The sequence below is a fragment of the Mesorhizobium sp. P2_B5 genome, assembly GCF_056404775.1.
In genome coordinates, this window is the sequence record NZ_JBFUDJ010000009.1 from 22,462 (window position 1) to 38,920 (window position 16,459).

The window sequence follows — 16,459 nt, forward strand, 5'->3', positions numbered from 1 at the left end:
AGGGGCGACAGCCCTACTCGCCCATATATTCGCGCAGCGCCTCCGGCGAATGGTTCTCGCCGATCGACATCGCCAGGATGCGCGAGATGTGCCGGCGCGGCAGGCCAGTTTCCTGTGCCCATTTGTTGATCTGCGCCTGGATCTTGTCGAGATCCCTCTTCGACGTCGGGCTTTCGGCGATGTCGAGGCCGGCGTCGCGCAGGGCGGCCGCCATATCGGCCGAGATGACGAAAGCATCCCATTCCAGCCAGCGCAGGAAATACTGGCCGGTGTTGCCGCCGAGCCGGCTGCCATGCTTGCCGAGATATGCCATCAGTCCGACCTGGTCGTCGGCAGGCCACGCGGCCAGGAACTTGCCGAAGCCGCCATGCTCCTTCGACACACGCTCGACGAAGGCGGCGTTGTCGCGCACCGACTTGATCTTCTGCGGGTTGCGCACGATGCGCTTGTCGGCCGTCAGATCGTGCCAGAAATCGTCGGGCTGGAACAGCAACCGCTTCGGCTCGAAATGCAGGAACGCTTCCTCGAAACCCGGCCATTTTTGTTCAATGACTGCCTTTGAGTCAATTAAACATCATGGTTTCCTTGGGTTTTGATTGTGTTTGATGGATGTTAGAAAAGGTATTGGGGAGGAATTCAAAATGCGCAAAGCGTTCCTGTCTGTACTGGTGCTAATGCAACCCGGTCATGCCTTTGCCGACGACTACCCAACGGTTGGGTCCGTCGCAAACGTGGCAAAGAAGACCGCCATTTCATTCCAGTGCGGCCAGCCGAACGCTGGTAAAATCCAATGCCACTTTAGGGAAATGAGACTCGCCAAACCCACCACGGCAGAAATCGAAAAGCGCATTACCGATGGTGTCGCTAGCATCCTGAAAGCCCCACCAGAAGAATTCAAATCATGTGACACGTTTGCGGAGAGTGCGGCGCTCCTGAAGGCTGGAAAGCCACCAACGAACGCCAAGGCAGAAGAGTTCTATGAATCGTGGGCTGCGATGCCAGACGAAGCAAAAGCCCATACGATAGCGATCATGGAGGCAGGGGCAAAACTCTGCCAAGATCGGCATGACGCATCATCTGCCGAAGCGTTCATTCGCCTGACAGAGGAAGAAAAAGCTTCCACATGCCAAATTACCGAATGGGAGTATGACCGGGAATTTTTCCTCAATCCAGCAACGAAAAAATGGCAGACCACAATGCAAAGTGCCGACGAGTGCGGAACGATTGCCTACGGAGAAATCTACCGTGCCGACACCGCAAAGGATTTCACGTTTTGGAACTACAGCACCAAGGACATTGTGACCAATCCATCAGGCAAGCAGTGGAGCGGCGAAAGCTGTTCGCAACGTGACCAATCCGAACACCGGTTCACATGGAATGTCACCACAATGGTTGCTGAATGCAAATACGTGGAGCTACACCCATAGGCGAAGCGCCAATTATGCACCGCTGCTGCGATGCCCCCTATAAGCGCTATTTCGGCGCAATGCGTTCAAACTTAAATTTATAGAGTGGACTGACCATCGAGGGCTCTTCGAGCAGATTTCTATCTACAAGCCCACTGACATCCGACGGGTAAAAATGCCCCGAGAAAACAATCGTTTGGCCGACCTCCAGACCCAACAGGGTTTTAAACAAGCTCGAATCGGCGGTTATAAAACTGCCCTCCTCCGGCGTTGCTCTCTCGGATGACCCAAGTGTTTCTGCGGTCTGGTTCAGAATTCCGTTCACCATTGAATCCGGATTATCCAATAGGCCTCCCGATTGAAGGGACCCGGCTTTTGAGATAGGCCCATCGAACGACGATTGGCATGATCATGCCGGCGGCATCGCTTCCCCGTCGAGAGGAAGACACCATGAAGGGCCTATCGAGGACAGCATGATCTCAAGCGACACAGGAAAGTCTAACTCTAATGAAGAAAAAATACAAAAGCTTAGGAATTTTTCCCAGCTTCTGAAAGAGTATGACGAAGATCCATCACCTCATCTCCGGAGTAACATTAATCAAGAAAGAGGCTCCGTCCGGCAGATCGTCCTTGAAGCCCACGGTCTGCAATTATATCACATTGCTCCCCCTCCCGCCATTGGAGGATTTGTTCAAAGAAATGTCGATCTGTTTGACCGACTCTTCGATTCGATACATGGCTTAAATGTGACAGACAGAATTATAGACATGATCGACGTGGCCGTTGGCAACATTAAGGGCGGCGTATTTGATCGTGTTGTGCAGAATACGGAAGTGGCCACGCCAGAAGTCCGGGCTGGCTACGCCTTCATTGCCATGTCCATAGATCCTTCCAACAAAGAACTGGAAGACGTTTTGGACGCCATAAAGGCAACGGCCAGCGATTTGGGGATTGAGGCGGAACGGATAGACGAGCAAGAATCCAACAATCGCATTACTGATCGAATTTTCGAAGCGATACGTGTAGCACAGTTTGTAATCGTCGACGTCACTGGCGCTCGGCCAAACGTATTTTACGAAGCAGGATACGCACAAGGCATCGGAAAAATACCGATCTTCTTGGCTAAGGAAGGTACCAAGCCAGAATTCGATATCAAGGACTATCCTATAATTTTCTATGGCAATATGCGTTCTTTGAGAGAGCGACTGAAGAGCCGGTTGCAAGCAGTGGCTAAGGGCTCGGAAAAATAGGGCAATCGTTCGTCCTAGGAGTTTTTCTGCTAAACAATCCTACAGGCTACTCGCTCCCTTGTCCGACCGCTCGCTGGCCTGCAAAGCTCTGCAGATGTGGTCTTTCTAAATCCTCATTATGAGCTATTGTCCGACAGCTTTGGGGGGATAGAGATGAAATCGGGCGTCGTTGCATTCATACTTTGGTGCGGTGGTTTTTTCCTCGTTTGCGGACTCCACCGTTTCTACACAGGGCGAACCGGCTCTGGAATCTTGTGGCTTCTGACGTTTGGACTGCTGGGGATTGGACAGATTGTGGATTTGTTCATGCTGGGCTCGATGGTCCGACAGGCGAACATGATGAGGGGTTTGGCCGGCGCATCAGCCTTTGTCCACAACAACAATGTAGTGGCGCCTGTGATCAACATAACCGTTGACCCCCGATATGTTACATCGCCACCTTCGAACCAGAGCACTCCATCCTAAGACTGGCTGATGATAGAAACGGCCACTCAGCCGATTAGTCCATCAGTTGCCGAGGGATTGCCATGAAATTATCGTTGATCGAGAGGTCGGCGTTAACGCTGGAGAACTACATTGATGGAAAGATGGGAAGCCATTTTCTGTCGGAAAAGTTCTTGGACGGCATTGCCGAACAGCGGAATGAAATCAGCCGGCGACAGGCAAGAGTGTCATCAAGACTGTTCCTGCTGACCACCATTTTAGCGTTTTTTTCCAATATAACAGGTAACGTTACGTTTCTCGGAGCCTCAGTTAGAATCTCACCTGAATTTGCATCGGCACTCTCAACGCTTGTGGCGGCTGGGTTGGTTGCCACTGTATTTGCGCTCCTCGACCAAATTATCTTGGACCGCTACGTCACATCAATTGGGAAGAAGGTGGGCATGTTCTCCTTCCCAATTTTCCTCCTACACAAGACCGCATTTAATCTGTGGATTGATCCGTTGATGCCAAGATACTACGGTCCAAAATCAAGGCGCCCACAACACCTCGCTATGCGCCTTATGCTAATTTTTGCAATTTTTCAGTTCTTGATAGTAATCATTTATCCCACATCGGTATGCGGATATCAGGTGTGGAAGATTTTCACTGAAAATAGCGCAAACATCGAAATGTTCTTCGGCGTTATGACTCTGCTGCTGTTGACCTATGCGGCATTTAACGTATTGGTTTTCTGCCTTAAATTTCGTTTCGATGCGGCTGAATTTAATGAATCTGACGGTCAGCCTACCGACGAATTTCTTGCCTTTCTCCGTGCGGAAGAAGCCAAGAGAGCCTCATAGTTTGGCGGGGGCCTCGGTAGGAGCCGACTCTTTGGAGTTTCCGTTGCCTGACTGACCCAGAGGCGTTTTCGACCAATCGAATAGGAAACAGCGTTCCTGTTCCTCGACAATCCGCTCCTTAGGTTCGAGGCCAAGATCTGCATACAACACAGCGTCTTCGGATGGCCTCCTTGTGGCGGCATTCACCACTACAACGGAAAGGAGTGGGTAACCGGCGTCACGACACCGTATGGCTATTCCGCCAAGGATGTCTCCCCAGCCCCGAGTGGCAACATTGAATTTAGTCGAAAGCTCGCCGTAAGTGATTGTGCCCCTCGCAGCCGCAACTGCTGCAAGATGCCGGGCGACATCCAACCGGAAGCTGTTTTTCATTTTCAGATAATGTGCAGCAGAAATTTGCCCCATGATATTCCCGACTCAGAATCTCTCCCCACCAGTGAGAAGTTGAGTGAGCTTTCCCTTCAACTCCTCGATCTCAGCGCCGATTTCTTCGTCATCCTGATCGAAAATTGCTCGACTGTTGTCGACAATTATCCCAGCTGCAAGAGCTATTGCGTGGAGGTGATGAGCTACATTTCGGATAACCGGAGCCGCATCATTCTGGGATGCCCGTCTTTCCCAGTCATTGATTGCAGCTGAGGTCAGTCCCGCCAAGGGTGAATGTCTGCTTTGGCTCGCCGAATTCACGATGCTCAAAACCGAACGCTCCACAATAATCCGGTTGCGGAAACGTTGGCTCCTATTTCCTTGTCTCAGCACTTGCAGACACCTCTCTCAAAACGTCATCAGCCCATGGAGCCAGCTTCTCGTATAGTTCAAGCGCACAGCTCTGAGTTGCCTCCGCTGGAGGAGGAATGCCACGCTGGCTTGCCATTCGACAGGCCATTATCAACTCGTATTCTCCCATCGACAGGGGAAATGGAACTGTTGGCAGCTTGAAAGGCGAGTAGCGTCCAAAATCGGGAGTCGGCGCCAGATGCCATGTGGCAGACATGGCAATGTTTCGAGCGCAGACATACAATACTCCCAATTCGAAGACGGCGTTATGTGGCGATGACGTCGCCTCCTTTCCGACACCCAACAGTATGCTTCGTAACTCGAAGATATCGTGGCAGGCCGTGCTGTAATCCGATGGCCTTCCGAACATGCTCGCCACATCAGGGAAGGCGCCCAAGGGTCTCGACTCCAAATACAGGTGCCACGCAAAGAGATCGCCTGAGGTGAACATCTCGGCCACCTTCTTCTCGCCATACCACGAAATAGAGGGTTGGCCGATGAGGATCGATCCCAAAAACTGCAAGATACCTTCCTCGGGTGTCTTACCGGTCCCATCCCGAACGACAATAAGAACGTCAACATCACTATTCTGATCGGTGTCGCCTCTTACGGAAGAACCAAACAGGGAAATGTTCAAAACGCTCGAAGGCAGCTCGTTCGTCATTTGCCTACCGGTGCGACAGCCACCGGAATAGCCCGGAAATTAGCACGCCGAATGCCAGATAGCGGGCCAAAACTATAACCCATTCCAACCAAATGATCCTTGGGACTTGCCGCTGGAATTCTATGTCCAGAAAGAGGTTCGCATAGTAGGTCAGCGCTCGAACAAAATCGCCTGCTAGCGATGATATGGTTGGATCGGGCTGCGCCAACGCTTGAGTAATCATGGAGGCCCCAGCAGCCAACACCAACAAGGCACCAATTGAAAACGTCATTTTCCAGAGCCGTTCTCCATGGCCCCAAAGAAATGAGTCGAGCGCTAGCCCAACACGGCTCAGACCAACATGCGCCCGTTTCCAAAACCCGTTGTAGTGCGACTTGTAGTATTTTCCATCTTGTCGCCATGCCCTCCTCAAATGTTCTTTCTTGGCTGACAACTCGCTGAGAACAAAGGTTCTCGATGAACTTACATCCCCCATTGAAAGCGCATTCTTACGGAGAATTTGTAAAAGCTCCCTACTGATATTCGGCTCATCTGGCAGGTTCTTCAGAATTTCCGCCGTGTCGATTCGAGTTGAAGTGAAATCAGCGTATCGGAAGTCACAAGCTCCAACTTCGGCGCTTCTAAAATTGCATTCCGTGAATCTGGCGCCGACAAACGAGCAGTTGATGAACTTCGCTTTGTGAAAATATGCTCTCGTAAAAACCGCATAGGAAAAGTCGGCGTTTTCGAAAACGGCATTCTTCCCGCTAACGTCCGTCAGGATTGCGTGTCGAAAGTCCTTGCCTTCCAGCTTGCCGAGATTCACCGCCTCCAAGCGTAACGGTTTGTATTCCACGACTTCTGGCACGGCCACTTTGGCCTTAACTACATCCTTGCCCATCAGGAAATCGCCCCCCTTCAACAGTTTCCATCCAGACCAACGTCGACATCGCATGCGTTTTCAAACGCTGCGGGAGTCCAAATAGCTCCTGCCCTTGTGGGAAAGACCATATCGATCCGCATCCGTCCCACAAGAGTTCAATTGACTTTTTGGGAATTTTGTCCTACAAGGTCTTAGAAGCTAATGGGAAGGATACGACATGTTTGTAGGCTACTGCCGAACAAGCTCCATCGACCAGTTGGCCGGCTATGAAGCCCAGCTTCGGGACTTGAAATCGGAAGGTTGCGAGAAGGTCTTCAGCGAACAGGTTTCGTCCGTCAATTCGCATCGCTCGGAGCTTGAAAGGGCCATTGAGTTTGTTCGTGAGAACGACGTTCTGGTGGTTACCCGACTAGATCGGCTCGCCCGCTCTGTGGGCGATCTGCATCAGATCGTAGCCCGGCTTGAGGCGAAGAAGGTCGGGCTCAAGATTGTGGACATGGCGATGGACACCACCTCGCCCACTGGCCGGCTGCTATTGAACCTTGTCGGGTCCATCGCCCAGTTTGAACGTGAGATTATGCTTGCCCGGCAGCGTGAAGGCATTGCCAAGGCCAAGGCCGAGCACAAGTTCAAGGGACGTGCACCCACTGCCCGGCGCAAAACATCCGATGTTGTCTCGATGCACCGGGCAGGGAAGAAGGCTACCGAGATCGCCGAGGCGCTCGGCGTTGGCCGCTCGTCCGTGTATCGGATTTTGTCTGAGACCGCTTGATGGCTGAAACTGCGATTGGGTTACTTCTAGACCAGCTGCCCGATGCCGTAAGGGCGTGGATCGGCAACCTCCCCCTGCCCGCTCGTGCTGAGATCGACAGACTGCTCAAAGAGACCGGGGTTGAGAACTTCAAAGGCCACTGGCGAGAGCTCGACGAACTGGAGGATAGTTTCGCTGCCAAAGCGTGACACCGAACAGCGCTGCCGCCGTCTGCGGTTCAAGATCGAAGGACTGCTATTCGAATTCTCAGCAACACATGGCGGACCAGTCAACTTTCGGGCAATCGGCGGACAGACACCGTTAAAGGCCTTCTCCGGGGCCTCGTGGGGAGACTGGGACGATGAAAGCGTTCAGTTCACTGGTAGTGGCTATTTCCGGAATGGATTTCCCGTTCTGCGGCACGTTGCGTCTCTGACAATCGGGTGGGTGCTGCGGGAAAAGCCATACAGCTTCCATTTCGAAGCCACGGATCATAGAAAGCATGAGATTTATGGGCGTCTCGTCGCCCGATACGGCGCATCCATAGAGCATCTATACGTGCACTATATGTCAGGCCATCGATTCTGGTTTGTTCGCCGTGAGGCATAACTCAAGATGAAACTGTCATTACGTGAGCATTTCACCAAATGACGAAATTTTACTCCTGTTCGATAGATGAAAAAGCAATAATATTTCGCAATATTGCACACCAATTCGAGATACATATTACAGACTAAATCGTAGTACGGATTGACATCAAGCTCCAATCTCGTCGTGATTTACTCAAGCGCCAAGCGCTTTATCATGAACAATTTTTGAAAGGCATTGAGCCACCAACGTTATCACTGTGTCTAAAAAAGGAAAAAAATTGGAAGTTGAAGATTTAAACGAATTTCTTGCGTCAATGGATGGAGAAACAAAACCAAAATCAATAAAATCAATTATGGAGAACTTTAGGGAAGAATACCGAGTTATCTATATGGAGTTCATAACTTCGGTTGACGAAAATAGATACCAAATCGCCAACTTTAAATTTTCTCAGCTCTTGGTCGAGATGAACCTCTCGATCTTATATATCCTCCAATCCGCAAATCTGGACCCGAAGCAATATGTTTAGTGTCCGCCTCGACCAGCCAACTCACGACGCACTGAGCATTCTTGCCAAGCGATCATTTCTCGACAACAGCGCCTTGGCCCGAAAAATCTTCAACGACCATCTGGCCAAGGCCGGCACCGGCATTGCTAAGGAACTGATCCGTCAGGAGGTGCGAAGGCACGATATGACCCAGTTCGTCACGATTTCGTTCGTGGCAGCAAATGATCCGGAGGCCGCCTACCGGCGACTATCTGGAAAGACCAAGGATGCCAAAGCGCCTGCAAAGCCATTCGCTCTTTTCGAGAGGGACCGTCCGACAGCAGAGCGGTTGGTTAAAGCCTATTTCTCGGCCATGCGCAGAAAGTTCGGCTCAAACGGAAAGCTGCCAGCGCTGGGCGTCTGCGAGACGATCAAAAAGAACGGCGTCGATGATACCTTCCTGCACTACCACTGCCTCCTTGCCGTTCCCTGCGCCAAAGAGGGCCTTTTCCAACAGGCATCGCAGGACTTCTGGACAAAGATAGGGAAGCGCCATTTTGGCGCTCCCATTCACATGCCAAGTCGAACGAGCGAATTGCAAGGAAGCCGTCGCTCGATATGCGCTGAAGAATGTCGATGACGATTACCCAATCGACTCTATCATCATGGTGGGCTTCGACTATCCGCCCGGCAAATTCGCTTGATGGTGCTCGGAGGCTCCAATCGGCCGATTCCTTGCCAACTCCATGGCAACTTTAGGCTGAAACCAGTTCTGCTATATCCGTCAGCGGACCAAGATTGAGGAAAACAGGTGTTGAAGGGCGATTTTTTTTGGGCGCCAAGATAGCCCGAAACTCTCGTTGATAAGCGTATCGGAAATGTTTGAGGAAATGGATTTCGTTGGGGGTTTCGACATCAATCAGCTTGCAAGGGTCATAGTATACTACAGGCGAAAAATTGGCCTGAGCAATCACATCGTCAGGGCTCTCTGCGTTGTAGTCATATACGCTTTTGACAACACGCTTTTCAAACTCAGAAACGTCTCGAATAACTATACAGCTATCGGCCTCGAACTCGGCATACATCCTCAATTCATAGATGCAGGATAATGAGCAAACCCAAAATTCAGCGTCCAGTTCATAGTACCCTCCATTGCTGACATGAACTTGATTTTCATTGTCAAACTGGGCCGGAAGAAGAGCGCCGTCCTTATATGCTAGCGAAGGGGCAAAGCGAAGTTGCCCTTTATGAAGAAGGGACTCGTTGTATTTCTTGGCTGAGAACCGGAATATTGTTTCCGGTTTTCGATATGTGGTAGAGAATACTCTGTTTGAGGCTTTCAACTCTGGCCTGACAGCCCACCTCTGAGTAAGGAGAACCTGCTCAGCATCGATCAATTTTCGCTTATTGTTTGCCTTTATTATTTCTTTTCCCCTGAGTTCCCCCTCGTATGCCACCTCAATCAGCATCTTGAAAAAATCTAGATGCGGCAAGGAATAGTATATGCCATCATCAATGTTTACATCCGGCTTGTACTTTTTGGTTTCCCAATCCAGAACCATTATGTTGTCGAAAATGTCGCACATTCTGCCTTCTAGATAATCAATCGATTTCGTCAGCAGGTAGCGATTCTTCAGATATTCATGCCGCCAAAGCCGGGGCATTTCGGTATTCATCGACACGGGCTTTGGAAATCGATGGATTTTTTGGAAGTCCGGATTGAGAGCCGATCCACGGGCGTTGTCCTGATCCTTCATACCGCCCTCATCGGTGACTGGTCCTTTTCGCCAATTCACTGTCTATCAACATAATATGGAAGTCGTCAGCCGGAAGCCCCGCCTCAAGGAAGGCCTGTCTCGCATGAGCTAGGCTTCCAGTGCTTTCTTTGCTCCGATTGTCCATGCAACGGATTTCAGCTTCGAGGCCAACAAGGCGACCGGAAACATCAACAAATTTGTTCGGTTTCAAAGGCAGCTCTTTAGGTATTGGCTGACTGACAATTGCGACCATCCCCCAAACCAGAAGGGCGGCGGCGAGGATGAGGAACCCGGTTGTCGTTTCGATTCCTGCCAGTCGGAAAATGAAGAAGAATAGCAGGGCGATGGCCCCTATTGCGGAATAGCCACCTAATCCTCGCCGGAAAGCTGAAGCACCTAAAAGAAGAATGAGCACGGTGACTATGAGAAAGAATTCCATGAGGCCCCCGCCACCGGATTCAAGAGGTTTCAATAAGGCCACTGCGTGCCAACAATGACAAGCGGCGGCTTCCTAGACATACCCGCACATCCATGCCGTCTGTTGGGTCCCTGCGGCCCTTGTAGAGAGCTTTGTGAGATGGTCCGACCATGCGAAACGGGTTTTGCACGAAAGCGCATTCCAGCTTCGCATGTCGCTGCCGGCCTAGAGGCAAAAACTTCCCAAAGGCCTAGGAGGTAGGCGGACATTGCGCATTCTTGCCAAGGACGTGCTTGCTTCGTTAGAGTAGCGTCCAAGGGTTGTAGATGCCTCGGCCACTTGATTTAGGATTCCAACGTCCTTCGTGCTGCATCACCGATGTCATGAGCCAAGGAAATTCGACAATTATTGTGCCCGAAAATCCGGAAGGGGACACTATTAGAGCCCCAGTCCTGAAGATATTCGACGGTGACGGATTTCTTACAAGAATTAAAACTAGTGAGTTCACTGGCAGGCCAAGTGACCAATCAGAACTTGACGTTGCGGTCCGGTTTGCGTTCATCGACGCACCCGAATTGGAACAGCCCGGAGGGCGTGAAGCCAAAGATTTCCTTACATTTTTGATCAGCGATAGATGGCTGGAACTTGAGGTTCGGCTGAAGATGGATACAGGCCAGATTGTGGACAGACATAAGCGTATCGTCTGTGTGCCGTTTCTGACCGAGGAATACTTCGGTGCCGAATTTAGAACACCATCTAACCACACCCATAACGCTGGAACATTCGGGGGGCCGCTGCTCGTCACTAGGAACATCGAGTTAGAGATGGTTTTGAATGGGTGGGCGTGGGTTCTCGAACGATATGGACCGGGCGCACGATATATGGAGGCGTTGGGCGATGCGCAGCGGCACAAAAGGGGAATATGGGCCGCCACGGAGACCAACATTCCACCATGGGCGTTTAAGCAGCAGAAACACCGTCAAAAGCGATCCTCGGACGAGACAGGCACAAAATGTCCGATGGGGGGGTGTGGTGGCGATTTGGTGAAACGCAATGGTAGGTTTGGAGCGTTCTTCGGTTGCTCGACTTTCCCTGACTGCAAATACACATGCCGAGCTGCGGTCTGAAAAATCGTCCCACCCTACCGCCAAGCTAGAGTTTCCCCTGCCGAGCCATAGTGAATTCCTCTCGGGTTCTGGTGGCCTTCGGCAGCTTGCTTGTGTCGGCTCCTTCAAACCCCAAGTTCAGCACAAAGAAGGCTTCCTTGCCGCCCTTGTCCCGATTGTCGGGATAGATCGTGCGTGTAGCTCCACCTTTGAATTTGATGATGTATCGGGAATCCAATGCGGAGTTCCTTGATGCCCCTTCGGCAGAGCGTAACCAAAACTCCTTGGCACCTTCATTGTCGGCTTCCATGGCGGCTTTGCGATACACCTTTGCCCAATGCTTCCTGTCCAATTCGATGGACTTCACAATGGTCCTTATGTGGTCAGCCGCCTTGGCCCTTAGCTGGAAAAGCTCATCAACACTGACTTCGCCTTTGCCAGTTCCTACCTTGGGAAAGCGAATCCTATTGCCGTCTATGGCTGCCTCACGTTCTGACTGGACTTTGTTCCGCTCGATCTCCAATGCCCCTATCTGTTCGTTGATCGCCTTGATCCGGGTGGCGTTCTTGACCATGGCCTCTCTCAACGAGTCTCGAAGGATTTCATCGGCTTCAATCATTTTCAAATGGCCCTGTTGGGATTTGAACAGCCCTAGCCGCTCACCTTCCAACTGCTGAATTTTTTGGGTGATGGTCTCTTGGCGGGATGACGCTGTGCCGCCGTGGATGATTTCCTGTAGATCGAGTTCAGCGGCAAACGACAAAAACGACCCTTCGAAACGTTCATAGTTCCATGGAGCCGCTTCATGACATTTCCCAGTCAGTGAGCCTTTGCAATAAAACTGTATGGCCCTGCCCGGTTTAGGGTTCCTGATGGTCATCGGCTCTTTGCAGAACGCACACTTGGCGATGCCACCAAACAGGTTGGAATAGGTCTTTCCCTTCCTTCCTTTGCCGGTGCGCTGCCGTTGTGCCATGCCTGCCTGTGCCCGGTTGTACTCCTCTATCGTGATGGCCGGTGGGAAGATCATGCACGGATCGGACTTCGGCGGGTGATAAAGCCCATAGGTAGCCTTTGATTTCAGGATGTAATGGACATTCGCAATCGTCCAATATTCTGCCCTGCCCTTCCTCCGCTTATCTATGGCGAATGGCCTGATACCATTCGCATTCAGGGTCTTGGCGATCATGGGCAAGCCACACCCGTTCAAGCACATGTCAAATATCCGCCTGACAATCTCTGCCTTGTCTTCGTTCAGCTTCGCCTTGCCTGTCTCTGGGTCTTTGTAGAGCCACCCCGGTAGGTTGCCCGACACCACTTCGCCTGTCTTTTGGGCACGGGCATTGCGCCTGATATAGCTGTCTTTGACTCGCTTGCCCTTCGTGGCCGACTCTTCCTTTGCCCGCATGGCCACCAACACGATTGTCAATGCGTCCATGTCGTTGCAGTCGGGATGGTAGGCCTTGCCGTCCGAGAGTGTGACGATGACGATTCCAGCCTTCCAAAGCTCTTGGACGATGGCAGCGGTGGCGAACATGCCTTGACGGGATAGCCGATCAATCGACTCCACCAAAAGGTAAGAGGCCCGGTTGATTTTGCCTGCCTCTGCGGCTTTGAGGAACGCACCAAGGGCACCGATTTCGATATTCCTGCCCTTGAATGCAGACACGCCGGCATCCGTCATCACCCGGTCATCGGCGAGCGGGATAGCGTTTTCAATGCTCCACTTTTCAGCCAAGGAATATTGTCGCCTGTAGCTATCGCCTTGGCCTTGAATAGCGGTGGACCAACGAATGTATGAGTACGCCACGGGTCCGGTGTAGGGCACCAGTGCCGTCTCGGTGGTCAACGCCTTCTCTAAACTTTCACCGCCTGCCTTTGTGGAATCAAAGTTCAGAGATTTGGCCACGATAGATTCAAAGTTTTGATCGGCGGCCGCTATAGATTTGTCATTTGTTTTCATAGGGTTAGCTCCTTCTGGGCACCATATGGGGATGCCCAAAACGGTTACAAGAGCCTACCCAATGTCCAAACGTTTAGGACGTGACGCGCCAGACGAAGCCGGCAGCAAACACCCGCTCGGCCATCGTCGACAGGATGCGGTCGTCGGTGATCTTGGCCACGGCGGCGTTGTCGGGCAAAGGCCCGAGCAACTCCGTCAGCACCGCGTCGCCGCCTTTGCGTTTTGCGGCACGGGCACGAATCCTATGGAAATCAGCCATTGGCTTCCCTGATTCACTTCGGGTAGACGCGGCAATCTACCACTTCCCGTTCGGGCCGGCAGCCTCTAGGTCTAATGCATGTCGCTCAAAAGTGGCCCCGGTTTTGAGAGAGCGACATGCATAAAAACAAAGACCTAAAGCGCGTCGCTTGAACGCGCTTTAGGCCAGACGCTGACCATGGAGGCGACCATGCATAAGACCGTGCCCGAACTGGCCGACCGCTGGCTGAGGCGAACGCCTGAGACCCTCAGCGAGCTTGAGCGGCGGGTCTTGCAAAGCACCGTCGATCGCAAGCCGATCTCGCAGGACATCAACGACAGTCTCGCCGGGCTTCAGGGGGCCGGCGACCGGATCGCCGATGCCATTGCCCGCATCGGCGGTTCGTGGACGTTCATCCTGTCCTTCATCGCCTTCCTGGTTCTCTGGATCGGCGCCAATTGGTGGCTTCTGGGGCGAGATTCGTTCGACCCCTACCCGTTCATCTTCCTCAATCTCGTCCTGTCGATGATCGCCGCCCTGCAGGCGCCGGTGATCATGATGTCGCAGAACCGGCAGGCCGCGCGCGACCGCATCGATGCCGCGCACGACTACGAGGTCAATCTCAAGGCCGAGATCGAGATCATGGCGCTGCATGAAAAGCTGGACGAACTGCGCCACAGCCAGATCATCGGAATGCGCGAGGACATAGCGCGCCTGGCCGAACAGGTGAGCCGCATCGACGAACAACTATCGGGCCGGCAAACGTCTCAATGACCGGGATCGTCCATCACCTCATCGAGCAATATGGGCTTATCGCAGTTTTCCTGGGCTGTGTCGCCGAAGGCGAAAGCGCTGCCATCCTTGGCGGCTTCTTCGCCCACCAGCATGTCTTCGTCCCTTGGAAGGCTTTCCTCGCGGCCGCCATTGGCGCCTTCGTCGGCGACACGTTTTTCTTCGTCCTCGGCCGCAGCTTCGCCGATCATCCCAGGGTACTGAAACTGAAGGCGCGTCCCGGCTTCAACCACGCCTATCGCCTCGTCTCGTCGCATCCCAACATCTTCGTGCTGTCCAACCGCTACATTTACGGTCTGCGTCTGGTCGGCGGCATCGCGGCCGGCTTCGCCAGCATATCGGTGCCGCGCTTCGTCATCCTCAACGCCATCTCGTCGCTGGTCTGGGCAGCCTTGTTCTGCGGCATCGGCTATGTCTTCGGCCTCGGCGCCGAGCAGATGGTCGGCAAGGCACTGCTCCACCACGAAAGGTTGCTGATCGCGCTCGGCATCGGGCTTGCCGTCGCCATCCTTGCCTGGCTCATCGCCCGCACCGTCGCCGGTAAGGAGCGCGCCAAGGACGCTCGCGAGAGCGAAGCTGCTTAATAGCTCAGTCGTCGTCCTCGACCAAAGCGCGGTCGCCGCGGTCGAGGATCAGCGGGATGATCAAATCCTCCTCGTCGGCAAGATGCCGTTTCAGCATGGCGATCAGCCGGCTGTTCTCGTCGGCATAGGCACCGGCGGCGAAGCGCTGTTTGTCCTCGCTCTCCTCAAGCGTGCGGATGAACGCGTTCGCCGCTTCGGCGTTGCGCTCCAGCCCTTCATGAATGGTGTGGTGATCGGCGTCGAGTATCTCGAAGCCGCGCTTCAACCGCGGCTCGGCCTTGGCGAAAGCCGGGAAATATTGATAGTCCTCGACATTGTGGTGGCCGTCGAGATTGCCGAGGAAATGGTTGAGCCGCGGCGCGAACCAGCGCGCGAAATCCGGCGCCGTCAGCCTTCCCTCGCGATAATCGCCAATGCCGTTGGTCAGCATGCCGCCGAGCTCGCGGAACATGTCGTGCCGCTGAAGCCACATATTGGCGAGGCCATGGATGTTGGTGTGACCCTGCCAGTTTTCGCGCGGGTATTTCTGCGCCAGCCAGCGCAAATCGTCCGGCAGGCCGGCACGTTCAAGCAAGAGGGAATTGGCGGCTTCGCTCAACGTCAGTCTCCTTTAGTGACTGACAGATAGGAACGCAGGTTCTAGATCGGTAGACCCGTGATGCGCTCGATGATGGCGATGCCCCAGACGCCGGCGACGATGATTACCGAAATCAGCACCGCCAGCGAGCCGCAATCCTTGGCAAGCTGGATGTCGACGTTGAACTCGCGGCTGAAGGCATCGCAGGCAGCCTCGATGCCGGTGTTCAGCACCTCGACCATGATCAAAAGCAGCACGGCGCCGATCAGCAGCGCATAGCCCCGCCACGACACCGAGACGAACCAGCCGAGCGGCAAGGCGAGCACGAGCAGCATCAGTTCCTGCTGGAACGCCTTTTCGCTGGCTGCGAGCTTGCGAAAAGCCCGCACAGAATTGAAGAAAGCATCGATCAGCCGCTGCATTGCCCGCGCATCCCCTTCGAATCACCGGCAGGGGATATCGCAATGGCTGGATCAAGGGAATAAGGCAGCCATACCAAAAATCATTCGTCCGCAACCTTGATGGTCGGCGTCGACCTCTCGAACTGCGGCAGCCCATCGTCGATCGTATAGTAATCGCCCTTGTCGCCGACGAAGATATGGCATTCGCCCTCGAGCCCGGTCGGCCCATCGAACGACCCGGCCAGAACCGAGACGTAGGCATCCTGGCCCGGCTTCCAGAACAGCACCGAGCCACATGTCTTGCAAAAGCCGCGCCGGGCAAACGAAGATGCTTCGTACCAGGTGATATTCTCAGACCCTGTTACGGTGATGTTGTCATCGGCGACGTTGGTTGCGGCGTAAAAATGCCCGCTCTGCTTGCGGCACTGCGGGCAGTGGCAATAGATCACGCCGCGCAGCGGCCCTCGCGTCTGGAAACGCACCGCCCCGCACAGGCAAGATCCGCTGCTGATATCACTCATCCCTGCCCTCCACCGGCCATCGTTCACGGCTTCA

Annotated in this window: 20 protein-coding genes and 2 pseudogenes; 11 read left to right on the forward strand and 11 right to left on the reverse strand. The window is 53.3% G+C overall.

What is annotated here, in order from left to right; genetic code table 11:
- Window positions 1–13 precede the first annotated feature (13 nt).
- Window positions 14–553, reverse strand: a pseudogene (locus tag AC1D1N_RS24225) (DNA-3-methyladenine glycosylase I); the annotation flags it as partial.
- A gap of 88 nt (window positions 554–641) precedes the next feature.
- Between AC1D1N_RS24225 and AC1D1N_RS24230 the strand changes: the two are divergent.
- Entirely contained in the window at window positions 642–1,427 is a 786-nt protein-coding gene (locus AC1D1N_RS24230; protein ID WP_477351506.1) for a hypothetical protein, read from the forward strand.
- 46 nt (window positions 1,428–1,473) lie between these two features.
- Here AC1D1N_RS24230 and AC1D1N_RS24235 read toward each other — a convergent pair whose 3' ends face one another.
- On the reverse strand, window positions 1,474–1,752 hold the full coding sequence (locus AC1D1N_RS24235; RefSeq protein ID WP_477351508.1) for a hypothetical protein: 279 nt from the start codon (window positions 1,750–1,752) through the stop codon (window positions 1,474–1,476).
- 127 nt (window positions 1,753–1,879) lie between these two features.
- Here AC1D1N_RS24235 and AC1D1N_RS24240 point away from each other — a divergent pair, with 127 nt between their 5' ends.
- From AC1D1N_RS24240 to AC1D1N_RS24255, 4 genes are all read left to right on the forward strand, one after another.
- On the forward strand, window positions 1,880–2,656 hold the full coding sequence (locus tag AC1D1N_RS24240; protein ID WP_477351510.1) for a hypothetical protein: 777 nt from the start codon (window positions 1,880–1,882) through the stop codon (window positions 2,654–2,656).
- A gap of 153 nt (window positions 2,657–2,809) precedes the next feature.
- A complete protein-coding gene (locus AC1D1N_RS24245) occupies window positions 2,810–3,121 on the forward strand; it encodes a TM2 domain-containing protein (RefSeq protein WP_127383438.1) in 312 nt (103 codons plus the stop codon).
- A gap of 62 nt (window positions 3,122–3,183) precedes the next feature.
- Complete coding sequence (locus AC1D1N_RS24250; protein WP_477351512.1) at window positions 3,184–3,939, forward strand: hypothetical protein; 756 nt, start codon at window positions 3,184–3,186, stop codon at window positions 3,937–3,939.
- Window positions 3,940–4,275: 336 nt separating this feature from the next.
- Entirely contained in the window at window positions 4,276–4,578 is a 303-nt protein-coding gene (locus tag AC1D1N_RS24255) for a hypothetical protein (protein ID WP_477351514.1), read from the forward strand.
- A 100-nt stretch (window positions 4,579–4,678) separates the two neighbouring features.
- Here AC1D1N_RS24255 and AC1D1N_RS24260 read toward each other — a convergent pair whose 3' ends face one another.
- Together AC1D1N_RS24260 and AC1D1N_RS24265 are read right to left on the reverse strand one after the other, a co-directional pair.
- Window positions 4,679–5,380: a nucleotidyltransferase domain-containing protein gene (locus tag AC1D1N_RS24260; RefSeq protein ID WP_477351516.1), complete on the reverse strand. Its 702-nt coding sequence runs from the start codon at window positions 5,378–5,380 to the stop codon at window positions 4,679–4,681.
- 4 nt (window positions 5,381–5,384) lie between these two features.
- Window positions 5,385–6,260, reverse strand: a complete 876-nt coding sequence (locus AC1D1N_RS24265; RefSeq protein WP_477351518.1) for a pentapeptide repeat-containing protein — start codon at window positions 6,258–6,260, stop codon at window positions 5,385–5,387.
- 199 nt (window positions 6,261–6,459) lie between these two features.
- Here AC1D1N_RS24265 and AC1D1N_RS24270 point away from each other — a divergent pair, with 199 nt between their 5' ends.
- The 3 genes from AC1D1N_RS24270 to AC1D1N_RS24280 all read left to right on the forward strand — a co-directional run bounded on the left by AC1D1N_RS24270 (window position 6,460) and on the right by AC1D1N_RS24280 (window position 8,708).
- A complete protein-coding gene (locus AC1D1N_RS24270) occupies window positions 6,460–7,014 on the forward strand; it encodes a recombinase family protein (RefSeq protein WP_477351520.1) in 555 nt (184 codons plus the stop codon).
- Window positions 7,014–7,202, forward strand: coding sequence for a hypothetical protein (locus tag AC1D1N_RS24275; protein ID WP_477351522.1), 189 nt, complete (start codon window positions 7,014–7,016; stop codon window positions 7,200–7,202). Before AC1D1N_RS24270 ends, AC1D1N_RS24275 begins: the two co-directional genes overlap by 1 nt.
- 900 nt (window positions 7,203–8,102) lie before the next feature.
- Window positions 8,103–8,708: a hypothetical protein gene (locus AC1D1N_RS24280; RefSeq protein WP_477351524.1), complete on the forward strand. Its 606-nt coding sequence runs from the start codon at window positions 8,103–8,105 to the stop codon at window positions 8,706–8,708.
- Between the two features lie 115 nt (window positions 8,709–8,823).
- On the opposite strand, the gene AC1D1N_RS24285 is transcribed toward AC1D1N_RS24280, so the two are convergent.
- On the reverse strand, window positions 8,824–9,825 hold the full coding sequence (locus AC1D1N_RS24285) for a hypothetical protein (RefSeq protein WP_477351526.1): 1,002 nt from the start codon (window positions 9,823–9,825) through the stop codon (window positions 8,824–8,826).
- 7 nt (window positions 9,826–9,832) lie between these two features.
- A complete protein-coding gene (locus AC1D1N_RS24290; protein ID WP_477351528.1) occupies window positions 9,833–10,264 on the reverse strand; it encodes a hypothetical protein in 432 nt (143 codons plus the stop codon).
- Between the two features lie 305 nt (window positions 10,265–10,569).
- Here AC1D1N_RS24290 and AC1D1N_RS24295 point away from each other — a divergent pair, with 305 nt between their 5' ends.
- Window positions 10,570–11,370, forward strand: a complete 801-nt coding sequence (locus AC1D1N_RS24295; protein WP_477351530.1) for a thermonuclease family protein — start codon at window positions 10,570–10,572, stop codon at window positions 11,368–11,370.
- 25 nt (window positions 11,371–11,395) lie between these two features.
- On the opposite strand, the gene AC1D1N_RS24300 is transcribed toward AC1D1N_RS24295, so the two are convergent.
- Both AC1D1N_RS24300 and AC1D1N_RS24305 read right to left on the reverse strand, forming a co-directional pair.
- Window positions 11,396–13,312, reverse strand: a complete 1,917-nt coding sequence (locus AC1D1N_RS24300; protein ID WP_477351532.1) for a recombinase family protein — start codon at window positions 13,310–13,312, stop codon at window positions 11,396–11,398.
- Between the two features lie 82 nt (window positions 13,313–13,394).
- A pseudogene (locus AC1D1N_RS24305) lies at window positions 13,395–13,571 on the reverse strand (DNA-3-methyladenine glycosylase I); the annotation flags it as partial.
- Between the two features lie 189 nt (window positions 13,572–13,760).
- Here AC1D1N_RS24305 and AC1D1N_RS24310 point away from each other — a divergent pair.
- On the forward strand, window positions 13,761–14,324 hold the full coding sequence (locus tag AC1D1N_RS24310; RefSeq protein ID WP_477351534.1) for a DUF1003 domain-containing protein: 564 nt from the start codon (window positions 13,761–13,763) through the stop codon (window positions 14,322–14,324).
- Window positions 14,321–14,926, forward strand: a complete 606-nt coding sequence (locus AC1D1N_RS24315; protein WP_436260150.1) for a DedA family protein — start codon at window positions 14,321–14,323, stop codon at window positions 14,924–14,926. Before AC1D1N_RS24310 ends, AC1D1N_RS24315 begins: the two co-directional genes overlap by 4 nt.
- Before the next feature lie 4 nt (window positions 14,927–14,930).
- On the opposite strand, the gene AC1D1N_RS24320 is transcribed toward AC1D1N_RS24315, so the two are convergent.
- The 3 genes from AC1D1N_RS24320 to AC1D1N_RS24330 form a co-directional block, all read right to left on the reverse strand.
- Entirely contained in the window at window positions 14,931–15,524 is a 594-nt protein-coding gene (locus tag AC1D1N_RS24320) for a hemerythrin domain-containing protein (RefSeq protein ID WP_436260151.1), read from the reverse strand.
- A gap of 41 nt (window positions 15,525–15,565) precedes the next feature.
- On the reverse strand, window positions 15,566–15,925 hold the full coding sequence (locus tag AC1D1N_RS24325) for a diacylglycerol kinase (protein WP_112392261.1): 360 nt from the start codon (window positions 15,923–15,925) through the stop codon (window positions 15,566–15,568).
- Window positions 15,926–16,005: 80 nt separating this feature from the next.
- Window positions 16,006–16,425 carry a GFA family protein gene (locus AC1D1N_RS24330; RefSeq protein ID WP_477351537.1) on the reverse strand — a complete coding sequence of 140 codons (420 nt, stop codon included), beginning with the start codon at window positions 16,423–16,425 and terminating at the stop codon, window positions 16,006–16,008.
- Window positions 16,426–16,459: the final 34 nt, after the last annotated feature.